The sequence below is a fragment of the Clostridioides sp. ZZV14-6345 genome (genome assembly GCF_020657775.1).
In the GTDB taxonomy this organism is placed as follows: Bacteria; Bacillota; Clostridia; order Peptostreptococcales; family Peptostreptococcaceae; genus Clostridioides; species Clostridioides difficile_D.
Map to the genome: position 1 here is coordinate 25765 of NZ_JAGWCX010000018.1, position 12290 is coordinate 38054.

13 protein-coding genes are annotated in these 12290 nt (G+C 27.0%); all 13 read left to right on the forward strand.

Annotation, left to right across the window (positions count from 1 at the left end):
• Window positions 1-55 precede the first annotated feature (55 nt).
• The 13 genes from KGF39_RS06815 to KGF39_RS06875 all read left to right on the forward strand — a co-directional run bounded on the left by KGF39_RS06815 (window position 56) and on the right by KGF39_RS06875 (window position 12273).
• A complete protein-coding gene (locus KGF39_RS06815; protein WP_227821696.1) occupies window positions 56-1249 on the forward strand; it encodes a metallophosphoesterase in 1194 nt (397 codons plus the stop codon).
• Between the two features lie 141 nt (window positions 1250-1390).
• Window positions 1391-2314 (forward strand): hypothetical protein, encoded by a 924-nt coding sequence (locus KGF39_RS06820; protein WP_227821697.1) that lies wholly within the window; start codon window positions 1391-1393, stop codon window positions 2312-2314.
• Window positions 2307-4082: a hypothetical protein gene (locus KGF39_RS06825; protein WP_227821698.1), complete on the forward strand. Its 1776-nt coding sequence runs from the start codon at window positions 2307-2309 to the stop codon at window positions 4080-4082. Before KGF39_RS06820 ends, KGF39_RS06825 begins: the two co-directional genes overlap by 8 nt.
• Before the next feature lie 19 nt (window positions 4083-4101).
• Entirely contained in the window at window positions 4102-5565 is a 1464-nt protein-coding gene (locus KGF39_RS06830) for a hypothetical protein (RefSeq protein ID WP_227821699.1), read from the forward strand.
• A 12-nt stretch (window positions 5566-5577) separates the two neighbouring features.
• Window positions 5578-5781, forward strand: a complete 204-nt coding sequence (locus KGF39_RS06835; protein ID WP_227821700.1) for a hypothetical protein — start codon at window positions 5578-5580, stop codon at window positions 5779-5781.
• A 2-nt stretch (window positions 5782-5783) separates the two neighbouring features.
• Entirely contained in the window at window positions 5784-7166 is a 1383-nt protein-coding gene (locus KGF39_RS06840) for a hypothetical protein (RefSeq protein WP_227821701.1), read from the forward strand.
• Window positions 7167-7195: 29 nt separating this feature from the next.
• Window positions 7196-7645, forward strand: a complete 450-nt coding sequence (locus KGF39_RS06845; protein ID WP_227821702.1) for a hypothetical protein — start codon at window positions 7196-7198, stop codon at window positions 7643-7645.
• Between the two features lie 71 nt (window positions 7646-7716).
• Entirely contained in the window at window positions 7717-8697 is a 981-nt protein-coding gene (locus KGF39_RS06850) for a hypothetical protein (RefSeq protein WP_227821703.1), read from the forward strand.
• Between the two features lie 72 nt (window positions 8698-8769).
• Window positions 8770-9339 (forward strand): hypothetical protein, encoded by a 570-nt coding sequence (locus tag KGF39_RS06855; protein ID WP_227821704.1) that lies wholly within the window; start codon window positions 8770-8772, stop codon window positions 9337-9339.
• Between the two features lie 15 nt (window positions 9340-9354).
• On the forward strand, window positions 9355-9981 hold the full coding sequence (locus tag KGF39_RS06860) for a hypothetical protein (protein ID WP_227821705.1): 627 nt from the start codon (window positions 9355-9357) through the stop codon (window positions 9979-9981).
• The gene (locus KGF39_RS06865) at window positions 9981-10970 is read left to right on the forward strand and encodes a hypothetical protein (protein ID WP_227821706.1); all 990 of its coding nucleotides are present in this window, start codon (window positions 9981-9983) and stop codon (window positions 10968-10970) included. The genes KGF39_RS06860 and KGF39_RS06865 overlap by 1 nt, the downstream gene beginning before the upstream one ends.
• Before the next feature lie 14 nt (window positions 10971-10984).
• Window positions 10985-11479 carry a hypothetical protein gene (locus KGF39_RS06870; RefSeq protein WP_227821707.1) on the forward strand — a complete coding sequence of 165 codons (495 nt, stop codon included), beginning with the start codon at window positions 10985-10987 and terminating at the stop codon, window positions 11477-11479.
• Window positions 11479-12273, forward strand: coding sequence for a hypothetical protein (locus tag KGF39_RS06875; RefSeq protein WP_227821708.1), 795 nt, complete (start codon window positions 11479-11481; stop codon window positions 12271-12273). Before KGF39_RS06870 ends, KGF39_RS06875 begins: the two co-directional genes overlap by 1 nt.
• The last annotated feature ends 17 nt before the right edge of the window (window positions 12274-12290 follow it).

Sequence of the window (12290 nt, forward strand, 5' to 3'; positions counted from 1 at the left end):
TTTTACTTAATATATCGATAATGATATTTATGTGATAAACAGGGAGATATTGAATATGGAAGACATATTGAAGAAAAAAGAAGATGAATCTTTGATTGATTACAGGTTTAGAATACGATTAGCAAAAGCTAATAAAGAGATAGATTTGGATTGGGGAGAGATAGTTGAACTATTAGGGTTAGAATGTTCTCCAGACCATTGTAGAAAGGTTTCTTATGGCTTGAAAGAGGCTTTTGATTATCTTAATTCTAAGATACAGGATAATTCTACTCAAGAAGAGATTGATAAAATAAATGAGAAAATATTAGAGTTGAAAAAGATGAAAGTACAGTTATCTGATGAAAGGTCATTAGTAAATAAGAAAATAAGAGAATATTCAAGAGTGGATAATATAATTGATTTATTTAATAATAAAATAGATGATATATCACTTCATAAGCCGTTTCTAAGTGATTCTAGTTACAAAAGCTATGAATCTTCAAATCAAGAGGCTATTATGCTAATTTCAGACATACATTATGGATTAGAGACTATTAATGCATTTAATAGATATAATTCAGAAATATTCAAGATAAGGATACAATATTTAAAAGATAAAATTATTGAATATAGTAAGTTACATAAGGTTAAGAGACTACATGTAATGTTACTTGGAGATTTAATTTCTGGACATATACATAATTCTATAAGGTTAGAAAATAGAGAAAATATAGTTGAACAAATTATAGAAGTATCTGAAATAATTAGTGAATTTATATATGAACTATCTAAAGAAATTGATAAAATTATTGTTTATTCAGTGGGTGGAAATCATGATAGAGTTCTTCCTAAAAAAGATGAAAACTTAGATAAAGATAATTTTACATTATTAATAGATGAATATATAAAGCTAAGAATTAAAAGTTTAGGCAATGTAATATACCAAGAGAACATATATGATAATGACATAATAGTAGCTAGAATATGTGGAAATACATGTTTCGCAGTACATGGAGATAAAGATAAAATGTCTACAGCAATTCCTAAATTAACCTCTCTAATAAAATCAATTCCTGATTATATTTTCATGGCTCATCTACATAATTGTAAAGAAGATAGTTATGGAGAAAGTGAAATTATTGTAAATGGAAGTTTTTCTGGAACAGATACATATGCTAAGAATCTAAGATTAAGTTCATATGCAATGCAAAAATTAATGATATTTAATGATGATGGAAGATTATGTACTTATAATATTAAGCTTAAATAGAGCTAATTATTAAAGGACTAATACGATAATATTTCATCATTATGATATGGTATTAGTCCTTTAAAGGGCTAAATTCAATCTCCCTTCTGAGGTCAGTTTCATGCTGACCTCTCTTTTTCATCTCAAAAGGAGAGTGATAGATTGGCTAGAAAAGGTAAGATTAAATGTTTTTGCTGTGGAGAAGAAAAGTCGGCAGCAAGAGATTTTTATAGTAGTTCTAGTGAGTTATATAGTGTTATAGGAGTTTTCCCTATATGTAAAGATTGTGTGAAGGATAGATACAGTAAATTATTATCGTTATATAACATGGATATAAAGAAAGCATTTCAAAGACTTTTAATGACGATGGATTTATATTGCAATGAAGAATTATTAAATAATTGTATAGAGAAATCTAAACATAATGGCAAGGATTGGTTTGGAGAATATATAAGGCAAATAACATCAAATAGTAAATATAAAATAAAAAGTACATTAGATAATATTGAAGTATTAGAAGATATTAATAAAGTTGAAACAGAATCTGAAAGCAAAGAAAATTTAAAAGATAAAATACCTAAAAAACTTATTAGAAAATGGGGAAAAGGGTTAGAGTATGATGATTATGAATATTTGGAAGAAAAATATGATGAGTATTCTAAATTTTATAATGATAAAACCCCAACTCAAAAAACTTTATTACAACAAATAAGTAAATGTCTCTGGAAATTAAATTGGGCATATATAGAAGATGATGATAGTGTAAAAAAATACACAGATACATTATCTAAGCTTATGGCAGACGCAGACATAAAACCATCATCTAAAAGTAAAATAGATGATGATGACAATTTGATATTTGGTAAAATAATGCAAATATATGAAAAGACTAAACCTGTTCGAGATAAAGCCAAACAGTATAAAGACGTTGATGGTATTTATAAATATATTTATAAGTTTTTTATAAAACCTACTGCTATGGCTCTAGGATTAGCAAAAGGAAATTATGATGTTGATGATGGGGACAAGAATATTGAATTAAATGATGAGTTTAATGAAATAATCAAAGGTTCAAAAGATGAATGAAGATGTTAAATTAGATAGAGATTTTACCGAGTATGAATATAGAGATGATTTAACTAATGATACAAGAGAAGATTTACTAAAAGGAATTGGTGAATATTGGGGAGCTTTCTATAAAGAAAATCCTCATCGTTTTGCTAGAGACTATTTAAATATTAAATTACATATGTTTCAACAAATAATTATATACATGATGAATCAATCTGACCAAGTTTGTATTATTGCTACAAGAGGGATAGGTAAATCATGGCTTTTAGCTGTATATGCTTGTTTGAGAGCTATACTATATCCGGGTTCATCAATATTAATTGCCTCTAAACGAAAGAAACAAGCAAAATTGCTTATTACAAGTAAAATAATGGGTGATTTAGTATTAAAATCTGAAGCTCTAAGAAAAGAAATAAAAGTTCTTCAAAATAACAATAATGAAGTTTATATTGAATTTTATAATGGAAGTAGAATAGAAGCAGTTGTTTCTAATGATGATGCAAGAGGATATAGAGCGAATTGCTTAATTATAGATGAATATAGAATGCTTTCCTTAGATGTTGTAGATAATGTATTACTGCCATTCTTAAACACTCCTAGACAACCCGGTTATTTAAGTAATCCAGAGTACTCTGATTTAAGAGAAGAAAATATAGAAGTATACCTTTCTTCGGGTTGGTATCAACATGAATGGAGCTATCAGCGTTATAAAGAAACAATAGAAGGGATGTTAAAGGGGGAATCATCTTTTTCTTGTAATATACCATTTATATGTTCTTTAGAACATGGTCTTTTAACAAAAAAAAGAATAAAAAAAGAAATGAAAAAAGAAAGTATGTCGCCATCATCTTTCTTAATGGAGTATTGTGGAGTATTTTTTAATGAAAGTGATTCAGCTTTCTTTAAATCTAGTTGGATAAATCCATGTAGGACATTAGATAATGTATTCTACCCTCCAGATAATACTGAGTATTTAAAATATAAAAATTCTAAAAATAAGAAATATAAATTACCTAAAGTAAAAAATGAATATAGGATAATTGGTGCAGACATAGCTTTAGCAAAAGGAAGTAATAATGACAATTCAATATTTACTTTAATGAGATTAATTCCAAATGGAGACACCTATAAAAGATATATAGTACATATGGAATCTTATAATGGTATGGAAGCAGAAAAGCAATGTATAAGATTAAAACAATTATTTGAAGATTTTGATGCGGACAATATGATTATAGACACTGGAGGTATTGGTACTACTGTATGGAGTTATATTCAAAAGGAAAATTATGACTCGGAAAGAGATAAATGGCATAATGCATTTACTTGTTTTAATGAAGATAATGCAGTAGATAAGAGTATGTCAAGAAATGCAATAGATGTAGTTTATTCAATGAAAGCTTACACTGAGATAAATAGTAAAATAGCACTTTCATTAAGAGATGCATTTATAAATAAAAATATATATTTGCCTATAAGTAGCCTTGAAGCAAAGGAAATGATATATGAACAAAATAAAATAAAGACCGAAGACTTAGAAGGAAGAGCAACAGCAGAGGCTAAATTATTACTGCCATATATTCAAACAGATGCATTAGTAAATGAATTGATAACATTAGAATATGAGAATAGAGAAGGAAAAATAAGAATAACTGAAAAGGGCAGAAATAGAAAAGATAGATATAGCTCGGTTGGGTATTGTAATTTCTTAGCAAATTTAATAGAAGAGAGAGAATACAAAAATAAGAAAAAGAATAAGAAAAAATTCTTATTCTTAAATTAAAGTGTGGTGATATGGTTGGGTGAAAGATAGAGATATAGATAATCCAATAAAAAATATAAAAAAAGAAAATACAAATCAATTCGCTTCAAATTTAATATTTGAGTCTAAAAATCCTCTAAAAAACATTGAAAAAGTATATAACAAAATCTATAGACCAAGAAAAATAACAAGAAAACAAGTAAGAACAGCTTTGAAAAATCCTTTAGAAAATGTAGATATTCTGCAAGAAGCATCAGAAATATTAAAATTAACGAATGGTATGTTAAAAGAATTCATATTATATAAATCTATGATTTTAACATATGACCATTTTATAATACCTACTGATGTTAGCAAATATAAGACAACTGAAATTATGCAGAAAAAAGAATATGAAGCAGCTAAATATGTAGAAAAGTTTAAAATAAAATTTAATGCAAAATGGATGGCTGAAAGAATACTGACCAATGGCGAACTGTATATTTACAAGAGAGAAAATAAAAACAGTATCTTAATTCAAGAAATACCAGCAAGTTTATGTAAAATAGTAGGTAAAAATAATAATATGGTATCAAAGTATGCTATAGATTTATCTGGTATAACTGATGAAAGTATAGGTTTTTATCCTGCTGAAATCCAAAATTTATACAATCTTTATAAAAATGGTAAATTAGGAGCAAATGAAAATCTCTTAGATGGTTCTTATTATAAATTAGATAATAATGCAGCAGCTTTTAATTTAGATATGTGGGGTAAAAAAGGAATTCCATATTATGCCCATATTTTTGATTCTCTTCTAGCATTAGAAGATATGGATGACATACAAGATAATAATGCTAAAATTGATAACTTTAAGTTACTACATCAACTAGCAGATACAGATGAGGATGGAAATCTGTTATTAGACCAAGATACACTTATGATGTTTCATGAGTCTATAAAAAGTGTTGTTCCTGATGGAATTGGTGTTATTACTACACCAATGAAAGTAGATTCTGTTGTATTAGGTGATGAAAAAGTTAAAATAATGGAATATATAAATAAAGTAAAAGAGAGTATTTATGATAATTCTGGTATTAATAATGAATTATTTAATGGAAATAAATCTACAAATGAAGCGATTGCTATAGGAGCTACTGTTGATATATTACTTCCATTAAAAATTCAAAGTATGATAGAAAATTGGATAAATGATGAATTAGGACAAAATCCTAAAAGTAGAAACTGGACTCTTAATTTTGTAGGCACTTCTGAATATAATAAAAGACAAGTCATTCAAGATGAAAGAGAAAACTTGACATTATATGGTTCGAGAAAAAAATATTTAGCAACTCAAGGTCTCACTCCTCTCCAAGTACTTAATATTACTCAAAATGAAAAAATGTTAGGACTAGAAGAAAGTCTAATGCCTATGCAGACAGCTCATACAATTTCAAAAAAAGGAAGACCTGATAATTCACAAATTAGTGAAGGAAATACACAAACAGGTGAAAGTTTAGAATAGGAGGATAGAAATGTGAATTTTATTTGTGCTTTAAATAACCAAGATAAGGATGAATTAATTGCAAAAGGATTTAGATATATAATGAGTCAAGATTTAGATACTCAAACAATTTATATGTTTAAAAACAATTCAGATAAATTTTTGAATTTTTCACAAGAAGATAAATCGAAATATTTATTTACTAATAATATGTTTTTTAGTGAGGGGGTGGGATAAATTTGAAAATAGAAAAAATACCTTGTAAAATACAAACATTTTCTAATGATTTTGAAGACGGTTTTTTTAAAGCAAAGGCTATTATAATGCATGAAGGTGTAAATAGAAAAAATGTTTCATTTTCTAAAGAAGCTATTGATGATGCTAAAGAAAGTTTAAAAAATAGACCATTGTTAGCATATATAAAAAGAAATGCAGATGAAGAAGCATTAGATTTTGAAGCTCATAAAATAATACCTAAGCTAATAAAAACTGAAAATGGATATCAATTAAAATATTTTTATTTAGAACAACCTATTGGACTTTTTAGTGAAAGTTGTAATCCAAGATATGAAATAATAGATGAAGTAGAGCATTTGGTAGCAGATTGTTATATATGGGAAGGTTACTGTAATGAAAGTTATCAATTAATCATAGATAATGATGGTACAAAAGATATTTCTATGGAAATAAAAACTATTGAAAGTGAAGAAAATTCAGATACAGGGGTTACAGATATAAAAAAATTCCAGTTTAGAGGAGTAACTATTTTAGGTGATGAAGTTGAGCAAGGTATGAATGGAACTTGTAACTTAAATATTTATTCAAACAACGAATATGATGTTTTTGTTCAAGAGATGAATAATAAGATAAGGAACTATGAAAAGGAGAGTGGTAGTGTGCCAGAAAACAATGTGATTAATACAGAACCTCAGGTTCAAACCTTTGGCTTATCTGTAGAGAATATAAGAGACCAATTATATACACAAATAGAATCAAGAACTATAGAAAAAACAGATTATTGGGGTGATAAATATAATTCAAGAGAATTTTGGTATATAGATTTGTTACCAAATGAAAATATTTTAATAGTAGAAGATTCAAATTGCTATACATGCTATGGTATACCTTATTCAATCAGTGGAGATACAATAACTGCTAATTTTGATAATAAAAAAGAATATATAAGTGAATGGCGAGAAAAAACAGGAGAATCAAATACAGTTCATTTCGATTCAAATAGAGATGAATTAAAAGAAAGAGTTTTGGAAAAGTTTCAATTAAAAGAAGAAGAGATAAATACAATGAAATGCAAACTAGATAAACTTGAAACATTCAAAAAATCAATAGATAATGAAAAATATGCAGAAGATGTAGAATCTATAATTCAAAATTTTAGTTTTGATGAAGATGAGATACAAGAATTAAAAGAAAAAGTTTTAAACAAGGATATTACTAAAGAAATTTTTCAAAAGGAACTATATGCTTTAGAAGGTATGAAAATAGTTAACAGTAGAAGGGGAAAAATGAATTTTAGTAATACAGATGATAATTCAATTGACTTAACATCAATAAAATCGAAAAAAGAGTCTAAACAAAAGCCGTATGGTGGAATTTTAGGCTAATTTTTATATAAAATAAAGGAGGAAATTAAATGGCAACAATAGTAAGATTAGATAGATTACCATACCCAAATCCAATATCAATAAAACATAAAAATGAAACTCCATTAGAAAATGGAGCTTTTTTAGGAATAAAGGGATTTGCACAAAACGAAAGAGAGTGTTATGAGGTAGAAGCATTAAAAGATGATTCTCAGTTAGCTATATTGAAATGTTCAGTTTTGATGCATGATGAAAGATTAGATGAAAGAGACTTTGTACTAAAAAAAGATATAGCTGGAAGGGCATATTTACCACAAAAAGGTGAAGTTTATACAATAGCTAAATCTCATTTTGATGGTGACTTAGTAGTTGGAGATAAATTGGAGAAAAAAGCAGCTACTTACCAACTAACTAAAAAAACAACAAATGAAGCAGTCGCAATAGTTAGAAAAATTTTATCATATGAGGGACAGCCTTCAGTAATGATAGAAATAATATAAAAAATAATGATTAAATACAAAACACCTTTAGGGTGTTATTTTTATGCAAAGAAATAGGAGGAATAAATATAATGGCAAGATTGACAGATTTAGAAAAACTATCAATTGACTTATATACTGGTAATGTACAAGAGTTTTCTGTTGGAGAAGCAGAAGATAAACTGAGAAAATTATTGGAAGAAAAAGTTGGTGGAGAATGGAATTATTATAATTTCCAGAAAAATAAATGGGATATATTCGCTATAATGACAGAATTGTTAACAGTTACAACTGCGAGGTTAGTCAAAGAGACTTTTTCCCCTTTTGTTGAATTTAAAGACTGTGCATTAGGAGATACTATAGAATTTAAAGTGGATGATGATAGACTTTATGATGTTGCAGTTATAGCAGCAGGAACAAACAACTTATTAAGACAAAAATTATTAGAGTCAAAAGTTCCTATGACATCATTTGAATTAGGTATAAAAATTTATGCTGAATTTGATGAATTTATGGCAGGAAGAATAAATTGGGCTAAGATGGTTCAAAATGTTGCGAAGTCATTTGAACATGAGATAGTGTCATTAATAGGTAAAACATTTGTATCTGCTTATACAGGTATAGATTCAGATATGACAGTTACTGGTACTATGGACAGCGATAAGTTAACAGAGCTTATAGAAAAAGTAGCTGGTTCAAGCGGAAATAAAGTTACCATATATGGGACAAAATTAGCATTATCTAAAATACCAGGCATAGAATGGTTAGAATCAGATGCTAATGACAAGAGAAATCATGGTTATATAAGAATATTTAATGGTGTTGACTGTGTAGAAATAAAAAATACATATGATAAAGACAATAAAACTTGGGGTGTAGCAACTGATAAGTTATTTATAGTTCCATCTGGTGTAAAACCAATAATGGCTGGTTTTGAAGGTGATGCGTTCATAGATGAAGACAGAGGAACTGGAAAGAGACAAGATAGACAATTAGAATACTTATTTACAAGAAAAATATTAGTAGGTGTTGTTAGAGCGGTTAACTATGGATTATATTCAATAAGTGCATAGGTAGAAATTATAAGAGATGGATTTATTTATTCATCTCTTATTTTTATATGATAAGGATGGGAGATGAACAATATGGCTAAAGTAAATAAAGAAAATATAAAAGAAGAAAATGAAAAAGTAGTTAATGTTAAGACAAAAAATAAAAGCATTATAAGAAAAGAATTAAAAGCTAATGCGAAAAACATAGAAGTTGAAATTATGAACATAACAAATGGTTCGATATTTTATAAATGTAAAAGAACAAATGAGATTATAGAATTGGATGAGCCTGGAGATACAACAACTGTTTCTTTGGATTTATTACTTAATATGAAGACACAGTCAAAAAATATGTTAGATAGATTAGGGCTGTCTATTATAGATGTTTTTGATGGCGTAGATTTAAATTCTATATTAGATTTATTAGGATTAGAAGATAAGTATAAATTATGTGATATGAAACTAGAGAGTATAGATGATTTTATAGAAAATTCAACAAATGAAAAGTTTGAAAAAGCTTTAGATGAAGTAAATGAAAAGATATTAAAAAGAATTGTTGAGAGAGCAATTAAGTTATCAAAGCAAGGACGATTAGATAGTAATTATAAAAGAATTTTACTAGAAGAAAAATCACATAGCAAATATTTGTTTTCTAGCATATAAAAGGAGAGATGTTAAATGTCCACTCCTTTATATAAAATATATGAATCATTTTTGTCTCAAATAGAAGATGATATTCTGGCTTTTATGAAAGCAACCGTTGTAGAAAAATTACTATTAAGATATTTAAAAAGTTCTATAACTGAATTTACTACTTGTACTAAAGATTTATCTATAATTGATTGTGACTATGGAAGTTTTCTTATAGAAAAAGGAAAATTGCTTTATGAACTAGATTTTTATAGTCAGGATGTCAAATTAGATTTAATAGGAGTAGATACGAAAAATGTTTATATATTAAATAAAGATTATAAGGTAGAATTTATAGACACAAAATGTTTATTAACTTTTGAAATTGAGTTAAATGAAGATGTTGAGTTTAATTGGATTACAAGAGGAAAAATTATAGATGATTTAGAGGAAGATGAAATTAATATTCTTGCATTGGGAATGATTTATTATTGGTTGCAACCTAAAATACTTAGAGATGATAGTTTGAAGAATCAGATAACAGACCATGATTTTAAAAGATTGTCTCAAGCTAATATGCTGGATAAATTAATGAAGTTAAAAAAACTATCTCAATCAGAACTAAAAACTAAGGTTAGAAACTACTCTTACAAAGATTTTAAAGGATTTAATTGATGGATTATTTCAATGATTATAAAGATAGAGTATTAGGAGACGCTACAAGTTTAAAAGAAAAAACAACCAATGAGATAGAGAGTAATTTTAAAAAATATCTAAATACTGCTCCAACTGCACTAATAGTTCCTATAGCAGATATTGGAGAAATAACAATCACAGATAAAACTAAGAAAGTTTTAGTTTCTATAAATGACATTACCAATAATGATAAAAGAGCTTTAGATGAAAAGTATTTGTACACCCCTAAAGATATGAATGTGGATGTAGGATGTTATGTATTTTATGATAATAGCTACTGGATAACTATATTCAAAGAACATCAGACAATAAATACAAAAAAGCACTTTGTAATGAAAAGATGTAATCAATTTTTTAATTATAAATATAAAGGTCAAATGTATAAAATCCCTATATCTGTTGAAAATCTAACTCTTTACTCTGATGGTATGGCAGATAATAAATACACATCTGTAGCAGATACAAAAAGACAGCTTTACTTTGGAAGCAATCACATAACTAAAACCATAGATATTGACACTAGAATAATGTTAACTGGTAAGACTGTATTTAGAGTTACTAGTATTAATGACTTTGAGTATAATGGCAGAGAAACGGGGGCAGATGGTCTTATTAAAGCTATCTGTTTACAAGATGCCTTGATTTCAAAAGATGATACAATAAATAATATAGCTTGGAATGATTTATCTGAAAATGATAGTGTAATCATTCCTTTTAGTAAAATTATGGGTGAAGAAATAATAAATTTAGGTGAAGAAAATGAGTACACAATAGACCATTCTCAAGGCGTTAAGTGGCTCTTAGACAAGCAATATGGATATTGTAATATAATTAATCAAGATGAGAAAAGATGTGTCATACAGGCTAATACATTGGCTAAGTATTCTGGCTTAGAAGCATTGCTATTGGTTAAAGACAGAGAAACAAATGAAACTATAGATATTAAAAAAATAATATTAAGGGGGTAGATATATGAGTTTATATGGATTTCCCTAACAAGTTAATTTCAAATATAGGAACAACTCTAATGTCAAATCAAGACTTCGCTAAATTTATGATTTATAATAACGAATCAAAAAAAGATATTTTATCCATGCCTGATATAAAAAATCCTGTTAAAGAACTTAGAAATAAAAAAGTATTTTTTAATAGAAGAGTAGAAAAAGTATTAAAAGAAGCAGATGTTTCTGTTTACATAACATTATTTAAATATAATCTTTATAAAGATAGAAGTAGAATAATAAAAAGTACTAATATTGAAATTGGTGTAGTATGTCATGATGAATGCCAAGATACTTTTAATGGATTAAGAGATGCTGCATTAGTATGTTGTATAGTGGACATAATCACTGAAAATGAGGAAATAGCAGGTATAGGAAAAATAAAATTAGAGAACTGTTCTCCTATGTTTAATCTAGATACAAGTTATAATGGATTCAGCATAGTTGTATCGGCTGAAAGTTTTGGTGATATGTAATGTTAGAAAATTATTATATCACAGCCCTACCAATTAAATTAAGTGAGACTTTAGGAACTATATACCAACCTACTATTGAAGAACTTATTAAATTTGATATGGCTAATTTAGAGATAGTTAATCCATTTTTAGTACTTGAAAAGAGCTATTCTCAGCTATGTAACGAAGAATCATTTGAATTGAAATGTAAATATGATGTTATACCTATCTTGGATTTAATGATGTTAACATCAAGAAAAGACTCTTCAGAGAAAGTTGAATTACTTAGTGATAAGATAAAAAAATCTTTATCTATATTATATAAAACTGATATTAAAAATATTGAGTATATGAATAATATTAAAATCGGTATTTTAATTAAATTTGATGACAAAAAGAAAAATGCTTTTATAAGCCGAGAAGATTTTGGACTAGTATCAGATTTGATTTTAGAGATGTTTTGTATTGATAAAAAGAATTTATTTAAAGATGATGATTCTAAAGAATATAAAGATGCAGAATTACAAAAAATATGGGAAAAATTAAAGCGATATAGAAAAGAAAAAGAAAATAAGGAAGCATACCATCTTTGTGATTACATAAATATAGTACAAAATATTGATGGTTATATTCCCATAAATGAAATACTACAAATGACTTATTGGCAATTGATTAATACCTATAAAACTAAGATACAATTTAAGAATTATAATGAAAGTTTAGGCTATGCTTGGTCATTTAAATATCAAACTGATACAGATAAGATGATTCATTGGTCTAAAAATATAAAAATACAAAATAGCTCTGTTAAATAGCAGGGCTATTTTGTGTG

Excerpts from the sequence above, each read along its gene's own strand:
- KGF39_RS06815 (WP_227821696.1), top strand. The coding sequence starts at position 56 with ATGGAAGACATATTGAAGAAAAAAGAAGATGAATCTTTGATTGATTAC.
- KGF39_RS06825 (WP_227821698.1), top strand. The coding sequence starts at position 2,307 with ATGAATGAAGATGTTAAATTAGATAGAGATTTTACCGAGTATGAATAT.
- KGF39_RS06845 (WP_227821702.1), top strand. The coding sequence starts at position 7,196 with ATGGCAACAATAGTAAGATTAGATAGATTACCATACCCAAATCCAATA.
- KGF39_RS06850 (WP_227821703.1), top strand. The coding sequence starts at position 7,717 with ATGGCAAGATTGACAGATTTAGAAAAACTATCAATTGACTTATATACT.
- KGF39_RS06855 (WP_227821704.1), top strand. The coding sequence starts at position 8,770 with ATGGCTAAAGTAAATAAAGAAAATATAAAAGAAGAAAATGAAAAAGTA.
- KGF39_RS06860 (WP_227821705.1), top strand. The coding sequence starts at position 9,355 with ATGTCCACTCCTTTATATAAAATATATGAATCATTTTTGTCTCAAATA.
- KGF39_RS06865 (WP_227821706.1), top strand. The coding sequence starts at position 9,981 with ATGGATTATTTCAATGATTATAAAGATAGAGTATTAGGAGACGCTACA.
- KGF39_RS06870 (WP_227821707.1), top strand. The coding sequence starts at position 10,985 with ATGGATTTCCCTAACAAGTTAATTTCAAATATAGGAACAACTCTAATG.
- KGF39_RS06875 (WP_227821708.1), top strand. The coding sequence starts at position 11,479 with ATGTTAGAAAATTATTATATCACAGCCCTACCAATTAAATTAAGTGAG.